This window comes from Rathayibacter sp. VKM Ac-2754, assembly GCF_009807095.1.
Lineage (GTDB): Bacteria > Actinomycetota > Actinomycetes > Actinomycetales > Microbacteriaceae > Rathayibacter.
On record NZ_WUCC01000008.1, the window covers coordinates 172466 to 191939 of the forward strand.

Here is a 19474-nt window from a genome sequence, read left to right on the forward strand (position 1 = left end):
TGCCGAACGGGGCGGACGGTCGTCAGGCGAAGGCGACGATCAGCTCGACCTCGACGGGAGCGCCGAGCGGCAGCTCAGCGACGCCGACGGCCGAGCGCGCGTGCTTGCCCGCCTCGCCGAAGATCTCGCCGAGCACCTCCGAGGCCCCGTTGATCACGCCGGGCTGCCCGGTGAAGCCCGACGCGGAGGCGACGAAGCCGGTCATCTTGACGATCTGCGTCACGCGATCGAGCGAGCCGAGCACCTCGGCCACCGCGGCGAGCGCGTTCAGCGCGCAGACGCGAGCGAGATCCTTCGCGACCTCGGGCGAGACGCCGTCGCCGACCTTGCCCGTCGCCGGCAGCGCGCCGTCGACGAAGGGGACCTGGCCCGCGGTGAAGACGAGCGAGCCGGTGACGACCGCGGGCACGTAGGCGCCGGCGGGAGTCGCGACGGCGGGGAGCTCGATGCCGAGCTCGGCGAGACGCTCCGCGATCACGCGCCGGCCTCGGCGATCGGGCGCTTGAGGTAGGCGACGAGCCCGCCCTCGGGGCCGGTGACGACCTGCACGAGCTCCCAGCCCTCCGATCCCCAGGTGTTCAGGATCGCCGTGGTGTTGTGGATCATCAGCGGCGTGGTGACGTACTCCCAGCGGGGGACGGACATGGCTCTCCTCGAGTGAACGGTGCGCAGACCGTGAAAGGTGCGCGGATCGTGAAAGGTGCGCGGATCGGGCCCGCACGGCGGACAGGCCGCGGCGAGGCGTCCGAGTGCGGCGACTACGCTGATTCTATGTCGGGGGCGCGCGGTACCAGGGTCGTCAAGTCGGTCGGAGGCGCTGTCGGCGGACTCATCGGGATCGTCGCCATGAGCGTCATCGCGGGGGTGCTCGTCGCCGCGTCGATCACGCCGGCGATCGCCCTCGGCGGCATGGCCGCGAACAACACCGTCGAGATGTTCGACAACCTCCCCGAGTACCTCGAGATCGGCACGCTGGCCGAGAAGAGCAACGTCTACGCGAAGGACGCGAACGGCGGCGATGTGCTGCTCGCCTCGTTCTACGCGCAGAACCGCGTCGAGGTGGGCTGGGACGACATCTCGCCGTTCGTGAAGGACGCGGTGGTCGCCTCCGAGGACCCGCGCTTCTACGAGCACGGCGGCATCGACCTGCTGGGCACGGTGCGCGCCGCCGCGACGACCGCCATGGGCGGGAACGTGCAGGGCGGCTCCTCCATCACCCAGCAGTACGTCAAGAACGTGCTCGTGCAGAAGGCCGAGGCGCTGTCCGACCCGATCGAGCGCGACGCCGCGTACCGCGAGGCCACCGAGACGACGCCGGAGCGCAAGGTCGCCGAGATGCGGCTCGCCATCGGGCTCGAGAAGGAGTACCCGAAGAACGACATCCTGCTGGGCTACCTCAACATCGCGCTCTTCGGAGGCACGGTGTACGGCATCGAGGCGGCCTCGAAGTACTACTTCGGGATCAGCGCCCGCGACCTGTCGCTCGCCCAGTCGGCCGCCCTGGTCGCCATCGTCAACAACCCCGAGAAGTTCCGCTTCGACCGCCCGGCCGACGAGGCGAACCCCGCCGCGGCGGGCTACCCCGTGACGCTCGACCGGCGCAACTACATCCTCGGCCGCATGGGGCTCGAGTCGAAGGTCACCCCCGAGCAGATCGCCGAGGCCGCCGCCACTCCCGTCTCCCCCGTCATCACCGAGCCGAGCACCGGATGCCAGACCGCCGGCATCTCGGCATTCTTCTGCGACTACGTGACCTGGGTGATCAAGAACGACGACGCGTTCGGTGCGAGCCAGGACGAGCGCGACGCCACCTTCAAGCGCGGCGGGTACCAGATCTACACCACCCTCGACAGCGAGCTGCAGGCGGCCGCCGTCGCGGCGACCGACGCCTGGGTCCCGAAGTCGATGGCGACCGTCAACATCGGCAGCGCGAGCGTGTCGGTCGAGGTCGGCACCGGCCGGATCCTCGCGATGACGCAGAACAAGGACTACTCGAACGACCCCGACGTCTCGGGCGCCAACTACACCAGCGTCAACTACAGCACCGACTTCGGCTACGGCGGCTCCTCCGGCTTCCAGGTGGGCTCGACCTACAAGGTGTTCACCCTCGCCGAGTGGCTGCAGGAGGGCCGCTCGCTCGGCGAGAGCGTCGACGGGACCCGCCGCGCCTACACGACCTTCCGCGACAGCTGCGAGCCCGACGGCGTCTACTACGGCGAATCGTGGAACCCGGGCAACGACGAGGGCGGCAACGGAGGCGTCACCACCGCGCTCCAGGCGACGACCGGCTCGATCAACACCTCCTTCGCGGCGATGGCGCAGCAGCTCGACCTCTGCGGGATCCGCAACACCGCACTGGCGATGGGCGTGCACCGCGCCGACGGGACGGAGCTGCAGAAGCTCGCCCCGACGATCCTCGGCACCAACGAGATCGCCCCGCTCACCATGGCCACCGCCTTCGCCGGCTTCGCGAACAAGGGCACCGTGTGCTCCCCGATCGCGATCGACCGGATCGTCGACCGGGCCGGCGCGGATGTCGCACCGCCGGCCTCCGAGTGCACGCAGGGCATGTCGGAGCAGGTCGCCGCGACCGCCGGCTTCGCCCTGCAGCAGGTGATGACGGGCGGTACCGGCACGCCCTCGAACCCGAAGACCGGCATCCCCCACATCGGCAAGACCGGAACGACCGACGACGCGCTGCACACCTGGATGGTCGGTGCGAGCACCGAGGTGGCGACCGCGACCTGGGTCGGCAACGTCTCGGGACTGACCTCGATGCGCGGCTTCCGGCTCAACGGCGTGAACGCCGGCCAGGTGCGCCACCAGATCTGGCCGCGGATCATGCGGGTCGCCGACGCGCGGTACGGAGGCTCCGCCTTCCCCGCCCCCGAGCGCTCGCTGGTCGAGGCACCCCAGGAGGCGGTGCCCGAGGTGACCGGCCAGAGCCCGGCCGCGGCGACCGCGCGCCTGAAGGGTCTCGGTTTCACTGTCACGGTCGACCCGAACCGGGTCCCCTCCGACCGCCCCGCCGGCACCGTCGCGCAGACCAACCCGCCCGCCGGGTCCAGGGTGTCGCGGGGCTCCGCGATCACGCTGCAGATCAGCGCCGGGCCCGCCACACCACCGCCAGGAGGCTGAGGCCGACTCGCCCGGCGCCGGCCGTTCGGCGCCGTCCGGCAGAATGGACCCCCGCCCCGTCGAGAGAAGGACCCATGAGCCGACGTCCCCTGACCACCGCACTCGCGACCGTCGCCGCTGTCGGCAGCGCCGCAGCCGTCTGGGGCATCGGCATCGAACGGACGATGTTCACCCTCCGCCGGGTCTCGGCGCCCGTCCTGCCCGCCGGCGCACCGCCGCTGCGCATCCTGCACCTCTCCGACCTGCACATGGCTCCGTGGCAGTCGAAGAAGCAGGAGTGGATCCGCTCGCTCGCCTCGCTCGCCCCCGACCTGATCGTCGACACCGGTGACAACCTCGGCCACCGCGACGGCGTCCTCGGCGTCCGCCGCGCCCTCGAGCCCTTCGCCGGCATCCCCGGCGTCTTCGTGCACGGCTCGAACGACTACTTCGGCCCGCGGGTGAAGAACCCCCTGCGCTACTTCCGCGGTCCGTCGAAGAACCCGAAGCCGAACCAGGCCGACCTCGACACCGACGCCCTGACCGGATTCTTCACCGACTCGCTCGGCTGGACCGACCTGAACAACCGGGCCGAGAACCTGACGATCCGAGGCACCCGCGTCGAGTTCTTCGGCGTCGACGACCCCCACATCGGGCTCGACCGGATCGACGTCGTGGCCGGCGCCGTGGACGAGCTGCGCGCCTCCGAGGACGGGGCTGCCGAGATCAGCATCGGCGTCGCCCACGCTCCCTACCAGCGCATCCTCGACGACTTCGTGACCCGGGGAGCGGATCTCATCCTCGCCGGCCACACGCACGGCGGTCAGCTCTGCGTCCCCGGCTTCGGCGCCCTCGTCACGAACTGCGACATCCCCCGCGACAAGGTGGCGGGCTTCAGCACCTGGCACAACGGCCGTCGGAGCGCGCGCCTCAACGTCTCGGCCGGGCTGGGCACCTCGATCTACGCGCCGATGCGCTTCGCCTGCCGACCCGAGGCGACCCTCCTGACTCTGGAGCCGGTGAGCTGACCCGGGTCGGGGCCGTCGCCCGGTGTGCGGCGACCCCGGAGAAATCGGCTATCATTGTCGAGGCTCGTGAGCGGTTCTGCCGCTCGAGTCCACCGGGGTGTGGCGCAGCTTGGTAGCGCGCCTCGTTCGGGACGAGGAGGTCGTGGGTTCGAATCCCGCTACCCCGACCGGTGAGGAACCCGGCCAGGATCATCGATCCGGCCGGGTTCCGTCGTTTCCGGGCCTCGTCGTCTCAGGTCTCGACGTTCCCCGGCATCGCCGTTCCCGGAGACAGCCGTCCCGGGTCACGTGGCGCGCCGATGCCGGCCCCGGGCCGCCCGCGCCCGGGCTGAGACGTCAGACTGGTGATCCCGTCGCCGCCGACCGCCCTCCCCGCTGCCGAGAGGAGGCACCGTGCCCCGGTCCCTCACCCGCCTCATCGTCGTCGTCGGCGCGCTCTACCTGGCCGCGCTCACGGCGATCGTGTTCTGGCCGACCCCGGTCGACGCCTCCTTCACCGGCGTCCTGGCCCGCCTGATCGCCTGGCTCGGCCGGCGCGGCCTCGGCTGGATCGACTACGGGGTGATCGAGTCGGGCGCCAACGTGCTGCTCTTCGTGCCGTTCGGCCTCCTCGGCGCGCTGCTGCTGCGCGCACGGTGGGCCTGGCTGGCGATCGTGCTCGCGGCCGCGACCAGCACGGCGATCGAGACGGCGCAGCTGCTCCTGCTGTCGGCCCGCTACTCGAGCACGCAGGACGTGCTGATGAACACGCTCGGGGCGACGCTCGGCGCCGCCGCCGGGATCGTCCTCCGCGCCTGGCTCACGGCACGAGAACGCCGGAGGGCGGCGGAGTCGGATCTCGCTTTCGCGCACATCCCGCTCCGCAGCTCCTCCGGCGTCGTCGGTGATCAGTGACCGCCCTCGGCGGTCGGTGACCGGGTCTCAGCGGCCGAGGCCGCGGTACTCCCAGCCTGCGGCACGCCAGGCGGCCGGGTCGAGGCAGTTGCGACCGTCGACGACGAGGCGCTGCGCGACCGCCTCGCCCGCGGCGACCGGGTCGATCGCCCGGAACTGCTTCCACTCCGTCACGACGAGCACGGCGTCGGCACCGCTGAGCGCCTCGTCGATGTCGGTCGTGTAGGAGATGTCGGGGTACTTGCGCTGCGCGTTGGCGATGGCCTCGGGATCGGTGGCGATGACCGTGGCGCCGAGGTCGTGCAGGCGCGCGGCGACGTCGAGTGACGGCGAGTCGCGGATGTCGTCCGACTCCGGCTTGAACGCCAGACCGAGCACGGCGATCCGCTTGCCCGAGACCGAGCCGCCGAGGCCCTCGGTGACGAGGTCGACCACGCGCTGACGGCGGCGCAGGTTGATGGCGTCGACCTCCTTGAGGAACGCCACCGACTCCCCCACGCCCAGCTCGTCGGCGCGGGCCGCGAAGGCGCGGATGTCCTTGGGGAGGCAGCCGCCGCCGAAGCCGATGCCGGCGTTGAGGAAGCGGCGGCCGATGCGCGCGTCGAAGCCGATCGCGTCGGCGAGCTGCGTCACGTCCGCTCCCGTGACCTCGGCGATCTCGGCGATCGCGTTGATGAACGAGATCTTGGTCGCCAGGAAGGCGTTCGCCGAGACCTTGACCAGCTCAGCGGTCGCGTAGTCGGTCACGACGAGCGGGGTGTCGGCGGCGAGGGCGGTGGCGTAGACCTCGTCGAGCGTCGCCTTGGCGGCCGCTCCCGCGTCTCCGGCCGGCACGCCGTAGACGAGGCGGTCGGGGCTGATGGTGTCCTGGACGGCGAAGCCCTCGCGCAGGAACTCGGGGTTCCACGCCAGCGTGGCGCCGGTCGCCTCGACCTTCTCGGCGAGGCGGGACGCGGTGCCGACCGGCACGGTCGACTTCCCGACCACCAGGGAGTCGGCGCTCAGGTACGGGAGGAGACCGTCGATGGCCGCGTCGACGTAGGTCATGTCGGCGGCGTTCTCGCCCTTCTTCTGGGGCGTGCCGACGGCGACGAAGTGCACGGCGGCACCGGCCGCGTCGGCCGTGTTCGTCGAGAAGCGCAGGCGGCCCGAGGCGACGCCGGCGGACAGCAGCTCGGGCAGCCCGGGCTCGAAGAAGGGGGCGGTGCCGGCGGCCAGAGCATCGATCTTGGACTGGTCGACGTCGATGCCGATGACGTCGTGGCCGAGCTCGGCCATCGCCGCCGCGTGGACGGCGCCGAGGTAGCCGCAGCCGATGACAGAAAGCTTCACAGTGCTTCTCCAAGCTTCAAGGGGATTCTCCGTACGGTGGTCGAGGGGTGTCGCGGCAGCGACGAGAGGGGCGACGGCGACCCGCGGGAACGGTCACGGCGAGCCGTGCTCGGCATCGTCACCGCGCCAATGCTCTCAGATCGCGCGACACGCTGGAGACGGCAGCGGCGATCTCGGCGGCGACCCTCGCGTGGGTGGTCTCGCTGCGACCGATGGGATCGTCGATGTCGTCGCCGCGCTCACCCCCGGGCGCGCGGCCTCGATGCGTCGCCGCCAGCCGCACGACCGCCCGCAGTCGCGCCGCGGGGTCGTCGATCACGGGCAGCGGGACCTCGGCGACGACGAACGGCAGCACCCGGGCGAATTCGAGCAGCGTGAAGCCGCGGAGCAAGGTCGTCGGGAATCGGCGGGCGGCGTCGATCAGCTGCTCGCGCGTCATGGTGAGCACGACGTCGGCCTCGGTCGCCCGCGCCTCGACGAGGCGGGCGCTCGAGTGCGCGGCCGGGTCGCCTCCGTACTCGGCCGAGAAGCGGGCCGAGGTCGGGTCCATCGCGTAGCCGTCCCTCGTCTCGAGGCCTGCACTGCGGAAGGCGAAGAGCGGTCCACCCCGGGGCGACTCCTCCGCACCCAGCGCCGCACGCAGCAGCTGCTCCGACATCGGCGACCGGCAGATGTTCCCGGTGCAGACGGAGAGGATCGTGAACACGGGCGCGCCGGCCCCGAGGACCGACTCCACCCGCTGCCGACCGCGTCGTGCGCGCCGGGAGCCGTCGTCCCCGGGGAACGTCATCTCCGGCCGCTCAGACGGTGCTCGGCTCGGGGGAGGTCGCCGGCTCGACCCGCGCGCCCGCGCGCTCCGAGCCGTAGTAGCTCGTGTAGTAGTAGCCGTAGCCGCGGCCGACCTGCCCGCGCGGCGGCACGCGGTTGAGGATCACGCCGAGGGTGTGACCGCTGACCCGCTCGAGGTTCTGGATCGCTCGGCCCAGCTCGTCGGTGGTGGTCCTGCCCGCCGAGATGACGACGAGCGCGCCGTCGGTCCGGGCGGTGAGGATCGCGCCGTCGGTGACGGGCAGGAGGGGCGGAGCGTCGACCAGCACGATCGCCTCGCGGGCGATCTCGTGCAGGAGGATGTCCATCCCGTTGGAGCCGAGCAGCTCGCTCGGGTTGGGCGGGATCGACCCGGCGCCGAGGATCCACAGGTTGCCAGACGGCCCCCACGGCTGCAGGACGTCCTGCAGCTCGGCCTTGCCGATCAGCAGATCGGTGAGACCGACTCCCGGCACGAGACCGAACGACTTGGCGACGGTGGGCTTGCGGAGGTCGCCGTCGACGACGACCGTGCGCTGGCCGGACGCCGCGAGGGTCACCGCGAGGTTGGCGGTCACGGTCGACTTGCCGTCGGAGGGCAGCGGGCTCGTCACGACGATGATGCGCGGCGGGCTGTCGACGTTCATGAACTGCAGGTTCGTCCGCAGCTCGCGCAGCGCCTCGGCCAGGGCGTGCTTGCCGTCGGACTTCACGTAGTCGGTCGTGTCGGCCTCGGGGACGATGCGGTTGGTCTCGCTCAGGCGCTTGTCGACGGGCAGGGTGCCGACCACGGGGAGGTCGAACAGGCGCTCGACCATCTCGGCGGTGCGGATGCGGCGGTCGAGCGTGTTGCGCACGAAGGCGTAGACCAGCCCGAGCACGAGGCCCGCGAGGGCGCCGATCGCGAGGACGAGGCGGAGGTTGGGGTACGCCGGCGACGAGGGGAGCGACGCCTCCTGGACGACGTTGAGGGTGACGGTGTCGCCGACGCCCGTCTCCTCGTTGACCTGCTGGATGCGCGTCGCGATGGCCGACACCCAGGCGTCGGCGAGCTTCTGGGCGCCGTCGGCCGTGGAGGCGCTGGCCGTGACGGTCATCACGGGCGCATCCGTCTCGGACGTGACGGTGATCGCCGAGATCAGGGACGCCGGGCTCACGTCGAGGCCGAGGTTCTGGATCGCGATGTCGGCCACGTCGCGGGAGGTCGCGATCGGCAGGTAGCCCTTGAGGCTCGAGTTCGCGACGGTCAGGGCGATCTGCTGCAGGTAGACGGCCTGACTCGGGTCTCCCCCGGAGACGGCGACCGACACGGTCCCCGTCGACTCGGCGACGTAGCGCGGCTTCTGGGTCAGCGACCAGCCGAAGGCGACGAGAGTGCCGAGGAGGATCGCTGCGACGATCGCCAGCCAGTGATCGCGGAGAAGTCGGAGGACGTCTCTAAGTTCCACAGTGTCAGGTTCCTTCACTGGTTCGGATCGGTGTGCAGGCGTCGGAGACGAACAGCTCTCGAATTGTTGCACAGGGGTGTATCGGGGCTGTTTCCAGGCACGTCATGCGTGCACCCCGTCAGGGGCGGGCGCAGAGCTGGTCGTCGTGATGACTCCGAGAGCCGACAGCTCGAGCAGGGCGGCGTCCACGGCCTCTCGAGGATCGACCCCGGCCGGAGCCGGACCGACCGCCTCGACCACGGCATCGACCAGGTCGCCCGCGGGGATCGCCTCACCCGCGAGGAGCCAGATGGCCGGCCCGATCCCCTCGAGCCGCACCAGGCGGTTCTCGCAGAAGACGAGGAGCCGGCCGGCCGGTAGTGCGAGCGCGTCGTCGGCCGGCGCGCGGACGACGAGGCCGCTCGACCCTCCGTCGGGAGTGCGGAGATCGAGCGGGACGATCTCGCTCCACGAGTCGGGGGCGGCCGGTCTCTCCGAGGAGAACGCGGCGGTGATCAGGTCGACCGCCGCGGTCGCCTCCGAGTAGACGAGTCGCGAGACTCCCCCGAGCTCCCGCAGCGTCTGCACGAGAGCGGAGAGGGCACGCGGTCGCGCGGACAGGTAGGAGGTCTGCGGCACGAGCAGGTCGATCGCGTCGAGGGGCTCGACGGCCTCGAGGAACGGGGTCTCGACGCCGTCGCGCCGATCGAGCAGCACGACGCCGGCGAGGACGAGCGGCGCCTCGGGCATCGGCCGGAGACCGAGGGAGTCGGGTGCGAGCTGCGCCTTGGGCGCCGACCCGGTCAGCGGCTTGACCGAGAGCGGCTTCGGATAGGGCAGCACGCGTCCGTCGGGAGTCACCCCGACCGTCTCGTCCGTCACGTAGCCGAAGCGGGTGCCGAGCGTGCGCGCGATCGTGGTCTTGCCGGTCCCGGAGGCCGCGACGAGGGCGAGGACCCGGCCGTCGTCGGCCGCCAGACCGCAGGCGTGCAGCATCAGCAGGTCGTGGCGGCGGGCCCCGATCGCCTCGACCGTGAGGGTCGAGGTCAGGGACTCCTCCAGCTGCTCGACCGACCGGGTGTGCACGCGGATCCCCGACATCGGCCGCGGGGAGCCGTCGGACACGACGTCGGCGTCCACGATCAGCGCCGACGGGTCGGGAGCGGCGGCGCAGGAGGACCAGCTCGCGACGATCCGCTCCACGTCGCCGTCGTCGAGACCGGGACCGAGGTCGACCCGGAAGGGGACCTCGAGGATCGTGACCGACATGCTGCGCATGGTCGGTGCCGGGTCGGTGGTGCCGATCAATATGCTCCGTCCCGCGCGAGGACGGCGCGCGCGGTCTTGAAGAGGATGATGAGGTCGCCCGTCATCGACCAGTTCTCGACGTAGTAGAGGTCGAGGCGGACGGTGTCCTCCCACGAGAGGTTCGAGCGGCCGCTGACCTGCCAGAGACCGGTGATGCCGGGCTTCATCAGGAAGCGGCGGTGCACGTGCTCCTCGTACTGCTCGACCTCGCGCGCCAGCGGCGGCCGCGGCCCGATCAGGGACATGTCGCCGCGGAAGACGTTGAGGAACTGCGGCAGCTCGTCGAGGCTGAAGCGGCGCAGCACGGTGCCGACCTTCGTGACGCGCGGGTCCTTGGCCATCTTGAAGAGGATCGAGTTGCCCTCGTCGCGCTGCTGGGCCGCGAGCTCGGCGAGGCGGGCCTCGGCGTCGACGACCATCGAGCGGAACTTGAGCATCTCGAACGTCGCGCCGTTCAGGCCGATGCGCTCCTGCCGGAACAGGATCGGCCCGGGGCTCGTCGCCTTGACCAGGATCGCCACGACGACGAGGACGGGCGCGCTGAGGATGATGAGCATCGTGGACGCGGCGATGTCGAAGAGGCGCTTCGCGAAGCGCTGGCGGCCGTCGAACCTCGGGGTCTCGACGTGGATCAGCGGCAGGCCCGCCACCGGACGGGTGTGGATGCGCGGGCCGCCGATGTCGGTGAGGCTCGGCGCCACGACCAGGTGCTCGCGACCGGGCTCGAGCGTCCAGCTCAGCTCGCGGATGCGCTGCGGCGCCAGTTCGTCGGAGCTCGTGACCACGACCGTGTCGGCCCCCGTGGCGTCCATGACGGCGCGGACGCCGTCGATGCCGGTGAAGCCGTGCAGCGCGAGCCCCGACAGCTCGTCCTCGGTGCGGAGCGCGTCGGCGCCGCCCGGCGACGTCGACACCGCGCCGACGAGCTTGTAGCCGGCCTCGGTCCCGCGGCGGAGTTCGCGTGCGGTGTGCAGCACGCTCGCGCGGGAGCCGAGCAGCACGACCTGGTTCGCGAAGCGGCCGTCGCGGCGCTGCCGGGTGAGCCAGGAGCGCCAGCCCAGCCGGCCCACGCAGATGAGGAGGATGCCGAAGGGGAAGGCGGTGATGATGTAGCCGCGCGCCAGCAGGATCTGCAGGAGGTAGGCGATGATCGCGACGATGCCGAAGAGCCAGATGGAGGCGTCCACGATGCGGCGGTACTCGACGTACCCGGTGCCGACGATGCGGCGGTCGCGGGTGTCGAAGACCTGCAGGGCGAGCAGCCAGGCGACCGACAGGACGACCGAGACCCACGTGTAGTTGATCGCGATGTCGACCGGGTTGTTGAAGCCGACGTCGGAGTTGAGGTCGAGGTCGAACCAGACGAGCTGCGTGCCGAAGACCGAGACGACGATGGCGATGACATCGGTGAGGAGGAGCCGGCGCCGGTAGTCCTGCTCCCACGACGGACGGCGCTTCGGCGTGATCCCCTGCGCCGTCATCGATCCCCCTGACCTCTCGTGCTGCGTCGACCTCTCCTGCTGCTTCGAAAGGCGTTCTTCCGTTTCCGGTGATGTCACGCCCGCAAGGCTACCCACATCCTCGTTTCCGGTGGGTATCGCAGACGCGACGGATCCTCGACACTCTACCCTCGGAGTCGGCCGCGACTCTCCTGCAGATAGCACGAGCCGCAGAGCGCCTCGTAGCCGACCTCGACCCCGTCGATCGCCACCTGGTCGCCGTCGAAGACGAACCGGCCGTCGACGACACGGCCGTTGAAGATGGCCTTGCGACCGCACCGGCAGATCGTCTTGAGCTCTTCGAGGCTGTGCGCGATCTCGAGGAGCCGCCTGCTTCCGGGGAAAGCGGCGGTTCTGAAGTCGGTCCGGATCCCGTACGCGAGGACCGGCACGTTCTCGAGGATCGCGATCCGCAGCAGATCGTCGACGTGCTCCTCGGCGAGGAACTGCGCCTCGTCGACGAGCAGCGCGCTGACGTCGCGCGCCGATTCCGCGAGGACCCGGGCGCGCGCCGCGCTGAAGACGGCGACGGGATCCTCGCCGGGGTGGAAGAGGATGTCCACCGGACGGGTGACGCCGAGTCGCGACACGATGAGCTCGTCGCCCTTGGTGTCGACGGCCGGCTTCGCCAGCAGCACGCGGTGCCCGCGCTCCTCGTAGTTGAAGGCGGCCTGGAGCAGGGAGGTGCTCTTGCCGCTGTTCATCGCCCCGTACCGGAAGTACAGCTTGGCCATCGGACCCCTCAGATCTCTCGCGCCGGCCGGAGCCGCATCCGGATGATCACTCGAGGAATCCGTCCTCGGCGGCACGACGGATCAGCTCGGCCCGCCGACTCGCCGGACGTCCGATCTTGACGTACTTCTGACGGACGCGGCGCAGGTAGGTCTTCGCCGTCTCGAACTGCACGTTCATCCGGGCCGCGACCTCGGGGGTGCTCGCTCCCGCGACGTAGAGGCGCAGCGCCTCGAGCTCGCCGGCGCTCAGTCGCGGGCGCTGGAGGGCGGCGATGCCGATCGGGAGGGGGCGCCACTGACTCGCCGTGCCGGCGTCGGAGCGCATCCGCATCGCCGCTCGCGCGCTCTCCATGACCTCGCGCATCGGCTGCGACTTGGTGAGATGCCCGGCGGCACCGGCCCGGAGCGAGCGCTCCCGGGTCTCGTCGTCCTCGCGCTCGGAGAGCACGACGACCGTCGCCCCCGCCGCACGGCACGTGCGGATCCGCGCCTCGATCGAGATCGGCTCGCGCAGCTCGAAGTCCATGATCACGAGCTGCGTGGGGAACACCGTGCTCGTCACCAGGTCGAGCCAGGTGCCCGCGCTGACGACGAGCTCGAAGTCCGCGGCGTGCGCCGCGATCCAGCTGCTCATGCTGTCGCGGAGGAGCTCGTGATCGTCGAGGATCCCGAGGCGGACGCGTCGGGGCGCATCGTCGTCGCTGCTCCGGGAGGAGGAGCCGCCCGCGGGCTCACCGGGGCGGGTGACCATGCGACGATCCTAACCGCGGTCGCGTGAGCCTCGACGGTGCGCGGAGCACACGGGTCAGAAGAGCGTCGGCTGGCCCACCCCCGGCAGCATCGCGGCACCCGCCGGCCCGAGCTCCTCGGCGAGGAGCCCGTCGTGCTGGAGCGAGCGGCGCTCGCCCCCGAGGGTCCGCAGCGTCCCGAGCGACCCCAGCGCCGAGGAGCGCATCGAGCCGGTCGCCGGATCCTCCTCGCCCCGCTCCAATCGATGGGCTCGCATCAGCGGGCGCATCCGCTCGGACAGCCACCGGCGGTACTCGACCGGTGCGTACGCGGCGCGCCCCGGATAGAGGGAGCGGTAGCGGTCGAGGAGCTCGGGGTGCTCGTGCGCGAGCCACTGCAGGAACCACTCCTTCACCCCGGGCTTGAGGTAGAGCGTCGAGTACATGATCGAGCTCGCCCCCGCCGCTCGGCAGGCCCGCAGCGACGCGTCGAGGTGCGCCTTCGTGTCGGTGAGGAAGGGCAGGATCGGCATCAGGAAGACCGAGCACTCGAACCCCGCCTCGCGGGCGGCCGTGACCGTCGCCAGCCGCGCGGCGGCCGACGGAGCACCGGGCTCGACGGAGCGCTGCAGATCCTCGTCCCAGACGGCGATCGAGACCCCGAGGTCGACCGGGACGTGCTCGGCCGCCTCGCGCAGCAGCGGGAGGTCGCGCCGGAGGAGCGAGCCCTTGGTCAGGATCGAGAGCGGCGTCCCCGAGGCGGCGAGAGCGGCGATGATGCCGGGCATGAGCCGGTAGCGCCCCTCAGCCCGCTGATAGGGGTCGGTGTTGGTGCCGAGGGCGACCGGATGCCGCTCCCAGCTCGGCCGCGCCAGCTCGCGGGTGAGGACCTCGGCGACGTTGACCTTGACGACGATCTGCGAGTCGAAGTCGCGGCCGCCGTCGAACTCGAGGTACTCGTGGGTCGGGCGCGCGAAGCAGTAGGTGCAGGCGTGCGTGCAGCCCCGCATCGGATTGATGGTCCAGCCGAACGGCATCTTCGACGACGTGTGCACCCGGTTGAGCGCCGACTTCGCGAGGATCTCGTAGAAGGTGATGCCGTCGAACTCGGGCGTCCGGACCGTCCGCACCAGATCGGACACCCGGACGAGCCCGGGGAGCGCGCTGTCGTCTTGCGCTCCCACTGACTGCCCGCTCCACCTCATGGAGCAATTAGAACATATGTTCGAACACCGCGGGACGCCCGACGCGGAACGCTCAGACGGAGGCGCTGAGCGCGAGCACCTCCGACGTGGCGGCGACGGTGCGCTCCGCCGTCTCGGGAGCGTCGTTCAGTGTCGAGCCGTAGCTCGGCACGAGCGAGCGGATGCGCGGCTCCCAGGCCTTCATCCGGTCGGGGAAGCAGCGCTTGACGATGTCGAGCATGATCGGCACGGCCGTCGAGGCGCCGGGCGAGGCCCCGAGCAGCCCGGCGATGGTGCCGTCTCCCCCGGTGATGACCTCGGTGCCGAACTGCAGCACCCCGCCCTTCTTCTCGTCCTTCTTCATCACCTGGACGCGCTGGCCGGCGGTGATCAGGTACCAGTCCTCCGAGCGGGCGGTCGGCAGGAACTCGCGCAGCGCCTTCAGCTTCTTGGAGCGCCCGGCGAGGACCTCGCCGAGGAGGTACTTCATGAGGTCGAGGTTGTCGCGGGCGACCGCGAGCATCGGGCCGATGTTGTGCGGGCGGATCGAGAGCGGCAGGTCGAGCCATGAACCGCGCTTGAGGAACTTGGGGGTGAATCCGGCGTACGGACCGAAGAGGAGGGAGGCCTGACCGTCGACCACGCGCGTGTCGAGGTGCGGCACCGACATCGGCGGCGCACCGACCGCGGCCTTGCCGTAGACCTTCGCCTGGTGCTTCGCCACGAGCTCGGGATTGTCGGTGCGGAGGAACTGCCCCGAGATGGGGAAGCCTCCGAAGCCCTTGATCTCGGGGATGCCCGACTTCTGCAGCAGGTGCAGAGCGCCACCGCCGGCGCCGACGAAGACGAAGCGCGCGGTGACGCGCTTGGGGGTGCCGCCGACGACCTGCTTGAGGTCGAGACGCCACGTGCCGTCCTTCTGGCGGGTGATGTTCGTGACCTCGTGGCCGGTGTCGAGCGTGCCCCCGTGAGCGACGACGTGGTCGAAGAGCTGGTGGGTGAGCGCGCCGAAGTCGACATCGGTGCCGGCCGGGATCCGGGTGGCGGCGTAGGGACCGCCGCCGGCGGGGCGCTGCTCCATCAGCAGCGGGGCCCACTCGTGGATCGTCTTGATGCTCTCGGTGAACTCCATGCCGGCGAAGAGCGGCTGGTCCTTCAGCGCCTCGTAGCGCTTGCGGAGGTACTCGACGTTGGCCTCGCCGTGCACGAAGGTCATGTGCGGGGCGGGGTTGATGAAGCTCGAGGGCTCGCGGATGTCACCCGCCTCGACCAGGCTCGACCAGAACTGGCGCGAGATCTGGAATTGCTCGTTGATCTGGATCGCCTTGGCGGGATCGACGGAGCCGTCGGCCGCCTCGGGCATGTAGTTCAGCTCGCAGAGGGCGGCGTGGCCCGTGCCCGCGTTGTTCCACGGGTTGGACGACTCCTGCGCGACGTCACCGAGGCGCTCGTACGCGGCGATCGTCCAGTCGGGCTGCAGCTTGGTGAGGAGGGCACCGAGGGTGGCGCTCATGATGCCGCCTCCGATGAGGGCGACGTCGACCGGTTCCGAGGAGTTCACGAGAGTCGAGTTTACCGTCGCCTCGCCCCGCGAAGGCGGGTCGGGGACCGACCTGCCCATCAAATTCGCGGCTTTTCCCGCGTCGCCGGTCCGCCCCTCCGGACCCGCCCCGCCTCAGGAGACGGGCTGCCGCGCCGCGATGAGCTCCGCGATCTGCACGGCGTTCAGGGCCGCGCCCTTGCGCAGGTTGTCGTTGCTGACGAAGAGGGCCAGGCCCCGGCCCTCCGGAGCGCCCTCGTCGGCGCGGATGCGGCCGACGTAGCTCGGGTCGGAGCCGGCGGCCTCGAGCGGGGTCGGGACCTCGCGCAGCACGACCCCCGGGGCGTCCGCGAGCAGCTCGCGAGCTCGCTCGGGGCTGAGGGCGGAGGAGAACTCGGCGTTGATCGACAGCGAGTGCCCGGTGAAGACGGGAACGCGCACGCAGGTGCCCGAGACCAGGAGACCCGGGAGCTCGAGGATCTTGCGGCTCTCGTTGCGGAGCTTCTTCTCCTCGTCGGTCTCGTTCGAGCCGTCCTCGACGAGGCTGCCGGCGAAGGGGATCACGTCGAAGGCGATCGGAGCGACGTACTTCTCGGGCGCCGGGAAGGTCACGGCCGAGCCGTCGTGCACCAGGTCGAGCAGGTGCTCGTCGGCGACGGCGGCGACGACCTGCTGCGCGAGCTCGTTCGCGCCGGCGAGTCCGCTGCCCGAGACGGCCTGGTAGGTGCTGACGATGAGGCGGGTCAGGCCGGCCTCGCGGTCGAGGACCTTGAGGATCGGCATCGCGGCCATCGTGGTGCAGTTGGGGTTCGCGATGATCCCCTTCACGGCCTGGTCGATCGCGTGCGGGTTGACCTCGCTGACGACCAGCGGGACCTCGGGGTCCATCCGCCACGCGCTCGAGTTGTCGATGACGGTGACGCCCGCCGCGGCGAAGCGGGGGGCCTGCGCGCGCGACCCCGTCGCTCCGGCCGAGAACAGGGCGATGTCGAGCCCGGTCGGGTCGGCGGTCTCGACGTCCTCGACGACGACGTCCTCGCCGCGGAACGGCAGGGTCGTCCCGGCGGAGCGGGAGGTGGCGAAGAAGCGGATCGACGCGAGGGGGAAGTCGCGCTCCTCGAGGAGGCGGCGCATCACCTTGCCGACCTGACCGGTGGCACCGACGACGCCGACGTGGAGGGGGGTGCTGCTCATGCTGTGCTCTTTCGTCCGTGCGGCGCGGCGGCCGCTCTCACAGAGAAGGTACCTGGCAGCCCTTCAGAGGAGGGATGCCCGGCGGAAAAGCGGGGGACGCTGTCTCTCAGCGACCGGTGCCGGCGTAGACGACGGCGTCGTCCTCGCCGTCGAGCCCGAAGGCCGTGTGGACGACGCGGAGCGCCTCGTCGACCGTGTCGGCGCGGGTGACGACCGAGATCCGGATCTCGCTGGTGGAGATCATCTCGATGTTGATGCCCGCCTCGAAGAGGGAGCGGAAGAGCTTGGCCGAGACGCCGGCGTTGGTGCGCATGCCGGCGCCGACGAGGGCGAGCTTGGCGATCTGGTCGTCGTACTGCAGCGACTCGAAGCCCACCTCCTCCTTCTCGGCGTTGAGCGCCATGAGGACGGTCTGGCCGTCGGCCTTGGGCAGGGTGAAGGAGATGTCGGTGCGGCCCGTGGCCGCGGCCGAGACGTTCTGCACGATCATGTCGATGTTGGAGCCGGTCTTGGCGACGATCGTGAAGATCTGCGCGGCCTTCCCCGGGATGTCGGGCACGCCGACCACGGTGATCTTGGCCTCGTTGAGGTCGGCCGCGACTCCGGCGATGATCGGCTCTTCCACGGTCTGTCCATTCTTCTCGGTGCCCGACAGGGCGGTGCCGGCGGCGGCGTCGTCGGGTGCGGCGTTGTAGACGATGGTGCCCTCGTTGGGGCTGAACGAGGAGCGCACGTGCAGCGTGACTCCGTGGCGGCGCGCGAACTCGACGGCGCGGATGTGCAGGACCTTCGCCCCGGCCGCCGCGAGCTCGAGCATCTCCTCGCTCGAGATGCGGTCGAGCTTGCGCGCCCGCTTCACGACGCGGGGGTCGGCGGTGAAGACGCCGTCGACGTCGGTGTAGATCTCGCAGGTGTCGGCGCCGAGGCCCGCGGCCAGCGCGACGGCCGTGGTGTCGGAGCCGCCGCGACCGAGGGTGGTGATGTCCTTCGTGTCGCGGTTGAAGCCCTGGAACCCGGCGACGATGACGACGGCGTTCTCGTCGAGCGCCTCGCGGAGGCGGACCGGCGTGATGTCGACGATGCGGGCGGCGCCGTGCTGCGCGTCGGTGATCATGCCGGCCTGGCTGCCGGTGAAGGAGCGGGCCTCGAAGCCCATGCTCTTGATCGCCATGGCCAGCAGTGCCATCGAGATGCGCTCGCCGGAGGAGAGCAGCATGTCGAGCTCGCGCGGCGCGGGCATCGGGGTGACCTGGTGGGCCAGCTCAAGGAGGTCGTCGGTCGTGTCGCCCATCGCCGAGACGGCGACCACGACGTCGTTTCCGGCCTGCTTCGTGGCGACGATGCGCTTCGCGACCCGCTTGATGCTCTCCGCGTCGGCGACGGAGGATCCGCCGAACTTCTGGACGATCAGGCTCACGCGCAACTCCCGGGTCAGTGGCTGAGGGGCCGTCGCGACCCGACGGACGAGTCTACCGGCGGGCGCATGCGGGAGCGGCAATGTGTCGCGGGCGATCACCTTCGGCTCGTCGGATCGAGTTCGGCTCGCGAGGATCGGCGATTCCGAGGAGCCGGACGTGGTTCGACGAGCCGGAGGTGCGGCGCGGAGGATGCAGCGTCGTCGGGGCGGAGGGGGTCAGTTCTCGACGAGGCGGCGGCCCTCGAAGGCACGGCCGAGGGTGATCTCGTCGGCGTACTCGAGGTCGCCGCCGACCGGCAGACCCGAGGCCAGGCGCGTGATGCGGATGCCGAGGGTGCTGAGCATCCGGGAGAGGTAGGTGGCGGTCGCCTCGCCCTCGAGGTTGGGGTCGGTCGCGATGATGACCTCCTGGACCTCGCCGTCGGCGAGCCGCTGCAGGAGCTGGCGGATGCGGAGCTGGTCGGGGCCGATGCCGTCGATCGGGCTGATCGCGCCGCCGAGCACGTGGTAGAGGCCGCGGAACTCGCGGGTGCGCTCGATCGCGGGGACGTCCTTCGCCTCCTCGACCACGCAGATGACCGCGCGGCTGCGGCGCGGGTCGCGGCAGATGCCGCAGGTCGCCTCCTCGGCGACGTTGCCGCAGATGTCGCAGAAGTGCACGCGGTTGCGCAGCTCGAGGAGGATCTCGGCCAGCCGCGTGACGTCGAACGTCTCGGTCTGCAGGATGTGGAACGCGATGCGCTGGGCCGACTTCGGGCCGATGCCGGGGAGCCGGCCGAGCTCGTCGATCAGCTCCTGGACGATGCCTTCGTACATGCGGTCGCCTCCTCTCGGGAGGGGTCGGTGGTGCGGGTCATGCGCCGGTCACGCGCGGGCCGCGCGGGACGTGCGGCTGCTCCTCGATGAACTGGGCGCCGAGGATCTCGCGGACCACGGCCTCGCCGTAGCGCTGCCGCCCGTCGGCCGTGGCGGCACGCGTCGTGCGGGTCACGGGACGCTCGGCCGGAGCGCGGCGCTCGGGGGCCGGAGCGGGCGCACGGACGGGCTCGGGGGCCGCCGCGGGCTCGCCGGGAGGAGCGACCGTCGCCCACGAGTCGGGGATCGGCGGCTCGACCGGGGGCATGTCCTCCTCCGGGGGCTCCTCGTCGAGCGGAGGGGCGTCGGAGTCCGCCGGAGCGGCCCCGGCACCGGACCGGGGCGCGCCGTCGCGGGCGGCCTCGGGGACGGCGGGAGCGGACTCCGCCTCCGCGGAGTCGGGGTCGGCG

At 71.1% G+C, this 19474-nt stretch carries 17 protein-coding genes, 1 tRNA gene and 1 pseudogene; 4 read left to right on the forward strand and 15 right to left on the reverse strand.

What is annotated here, in order from left to right:
• Window positions 1–22: 22 nt before the first annotated feature.
• Both GRS92_RS14405 and GRS92_RS18890 read right to left on the reverse strand, forming a co-directional pair.
• Entirely contained in the window at window positions 23–478 is a 456-nt protein-coding gene (locus GRS92_RS14405) for a RidA family protein (RefSeq protein WP_204162057.1), read from the reverse strand.
• Window positions 475–645, reverse strand: a complete 171-nt coding sequence (locus GRS92_RS18890; protein WP_167305276.1) for a hypothetical protein — start codon at window positions 643–645, stop codon at window positions 475–477. Before GRS92_RS18890 ends, GRS92_RS14405 begins: the two co-directional genes overlap by 4 nt.
• Window positions 646–771: 126 nt before the next feature.
• On the opposite strand from GRS92_RS18890, the gene GRS92_RS14410 reads away from it, so the two are divergent.
• From GRS92_RS14410 to GRS92_RS14425, 4 genes are all read left to right on the forward strand, one after another.
• On the forward strand, window positions 772–3138 hold the full coding sequence (locus GRS92_RS14410) for a penicillin-binding protein (protein WP_159857566.1): 2367 nt from the start codon (window positions 772–774) through the stop codon (window positions 3136–3138).
• A gap of 74 nt (window positions 3139–3212) precedes the next feature.
• Window positions 3213–4145, forward strand: a complete 933-nt coding sequence (locus GRS92_RS14415; RefSeq protein ID WP_159857568.1) for a metallophosphoesterase — start codon at window positions 3213–3215, stop codon at window positions 4143–4145.
• Window positions 4146–4238: 93 nt separating this feature from the next.
• Window positions 4239–4312: transfer RNA gene (locus GRS92_RS14420), tRNA-Pro, on the forward strand.
• 226 nt (window positions 4313–4538) lie between these two features.
• Window positions 4539–5039: a VanZ family protein gene (locus GRS92_RS14425; RefSeq protein ID WP_159857570.1), complete on the forward strand. Its 501-nt coding sequence runs from the start codon at window positions 4539–4541 to the stop codon at window positions 5037–5039.
• 27 nt (window positions 5040–5066) lie between these two features.
• Here the strand turns inward: GRS92_RS14425 and GRS92_RS14430 are convergent, their stop codons facing one another.
• From GRS92_RS14430 to GRS92_RS14490, 13 genes and pseudogenes are all read right to left on the reverse strand, one after another.
• Window positions 5067–6371 carry a UDP-glucose dehydrogenase family protein gene (locus GRS92_RS14430; RefSeq protein WP_159857572.1) on the reverse strand — a complete coding sequence of 435 codons (1305 nt, stop codon included), beginning with the start codon at window positions 6369–6371 and terminating at the stop codon, window positions 5067–5069.
• A 118-nt stretch (window positions 6372–6489) separates the two neighbouring features.
• Complete coding sequence (locus tag GRS92_RS14435) at window positions 6490–7161, reverse strand: arsenate reductase/protein-tyrosine-phosphatase family protein (protein ID WP_159857574.1); 672 nt, start codon at window positions 7159–7161, stop codon at window positions 6490–6492.
• 10 nt (window positions 7162–7171) lie between these two features.
• Window positions 7172–8626, reverse strand: a complete 1455-nt coding sequence (locus tag GRS92_RS14440) for a polysaccharide biosynthesis tyrosine autokinase (RefSeq protein ID WP_159857576.1) — start codon at window positions 8624–8626, stop codon at window positions 7172–7174.
• 102 nt (window positions 8627–8728) lie between these two features.
• Entirely contained in the window at window positions 8729–9874 is a 1146-nt protein-coding gene (locus GRS92_RS14445; RefSeq protein ID WP_159857578.1) for a hypothetical protein, read from the reverse strand.
• Window positions 9875–9909: 35 nt separating this feature from the next.
• Window positions 9910–11394: a sugar transferase gene (locus GRS92_RS14450; RefSeq protein ID WP_159857588.1), complete on the reverse strand. Its 1485-nt coding sequence runs from the start codon at window positions 11392–11394 to the stop codon at window positions 9910–9912.
• 143 nt (window positions 11395–11537) lie between these two features.
• Complete coding sequence (locus tag GRS92_RS14455) at window positions 11538–12146, reverse strand: thymidine kinase (RefSeq protein WP_159857590.1); 609 nt, start codon at window positions 12144–12146, stop codon at window positions 11538–11540.
• A 46-nt stretch (window positions 12147–12192) separates the two neighbouring features.
• A complete protein-coding gene (locus GRS92_RS14460) occupies window positions 12193–12897 on the reverse strand; it encodes a DNA-binding response regulator (RefSeq protein WP_159857591.1) in 705 nt (234 codons plus the stop codon).
• Between the two features lie 54 nt (window positions 12898–12951).
• Window positions 12952–14079: an Rv2578c family radical SAM protein gene (locus GRS92_RS14465; protein ID WP_159857592.1), complete on the reverse strand. Its 1128-nt coding sequence runs from the start codon at window positions 14077–14079 to the stop codon at window positions 12952–12954.
• Window positions 14080–14131: 52 nt separating this feature from the next.
• Window positions 14132–15679 carry a malate:quinone oxidoreductase gene (locus GRS92_RS14470; RefSeq protein ID WP_159857593.1) on the reverse strand — a complete coding sequence of 516 codons (1548 nt, stop codon included), beginning with the start codon at window positions 15677–15679 and terminating at the stop codon, window positions 14132–14134.
• Window positions 15680–15733: 54 nt separating this feature from the next.
• Entirely contained in the window at window positions 15734–16792 is a 1059-nt protein-coding gene (locus GRS92_RS14475; protein WP_159857594.1) for an aspartate-semialdehyde dehydrogenase, read from the reverse strand.
• A 106-nt stretch (window positions 16793–16898) separates the two neighbouring features.
• On the reverse strand, window positions 16899–18209 hold the full coding sequence (locus GRS92_RS14480; protein WP_159857595.1) for an aspartate kinase: 1311 nt from the start codon (window positions 18207–18209) through the stop codon (window positions 16899–16901).
• A 216-nt stretch (window positions 18210–18425) separates the two neighbouring features.
• Window positions 18426–19025, reverse strand: coding sequence for a recombination mediator RecR (gene recR / locus GRS92_RS14485; RefSeq protein WP_123447702.1), 600 nt, complete (start codon window positions 19023–19025; stop codon window positions 18426–18428).
• 37 nt (window positions 19026–19062) lie between these two features.
• Window positions 19063–19474, reverse strand: a pseudogene (locus GRS92_RS14490) (hypothetical protein); the annotation flags it as partial.

Coding starts and splice junctions, on each gene's coding strand:
- GRS92_RS18890 (WP_167305276.1), bottom strand. CDS start 645: ATGTCCGTCCCCCGCTGGGAGTACGTCACCACGCCGCTGATGATCCAC.
- GRS92_RS14410 (WP_159857566.1), top strand. CDS start 772: ATGTCGGGGGCGCGCGGTACCAGGGTCGTCAAGTCGGTCGGAGGCGCT.
- GRS92_RS14415 (WP_159857568.1), top strand. CDS start 3,213: ATGAGCCGACGTCCCCTGACCACCGCACTCGCGACCGTCGCCGCTGTC.
- GRS92_RS14435 (WP_159857574.1), bottom strand. CDS start 7,161: ATGACGTTCCCCGGGGACGACGGCTCCCGGCGCGCACGACGCGGTCGG.
- GRS92_RS14445 (WP_159857578.1), bottom strand. CDS start 9,874: ATGTCGGTCACGATCCTCGAGGTCCCCTTCCGGGTCGACCTCGGTCCC.
- GRS92_RS14450 (WP_159857588.1), bottom strand. CDS start 11,394: ATGACGGCGCAGGGGATCACGCCGAAGCGCCGTCCGTCGTGGGAGCAG.
- GRS92_RS14455 (WP_159857590.1), bottom strand. CDS start 12,146: ATGGCCAAGCTGTACTTCCGGTACGGGGCGATGAACAGCGGCAAGAGC.
- GRS92_RS14460 (WP_159857591.1), bottom strand. CDS start 12,897: ATGGTCACCCGCCCCGGTGAGCCCGCGGGCGGCTCCTCCTCCCGGAGC.
- GRS92_RS14465 (WP_159857592.1), bottom strand. CDS start 14,079: ATGAGGTGGAGCGGGCAGTCAGTGGGAGCGCAAGACGACAGCGCGCTC.
- GRS92_RS14470 (WP_159857593.1), bottom strand. CDS start 15,679: ATGGGCAGGTCGGTCCCCGACCCGCCTTCGCGGGGCGAGGCGACGGTA.
- GRS92_RS14475 (WP_159857594.1), bottom strand. CDS start 16,792: ATGAGCAGCACCCCCCTCCACGTCGGCGTCGTCGGTGCCACCGGTCAG.
- recR (WP_123447702.1), bottom strand. CDS start 19,025: ATGTACGAAGGCATCGTCCAGGAGCTGATCGACGAGCTCGGCCGGCTC.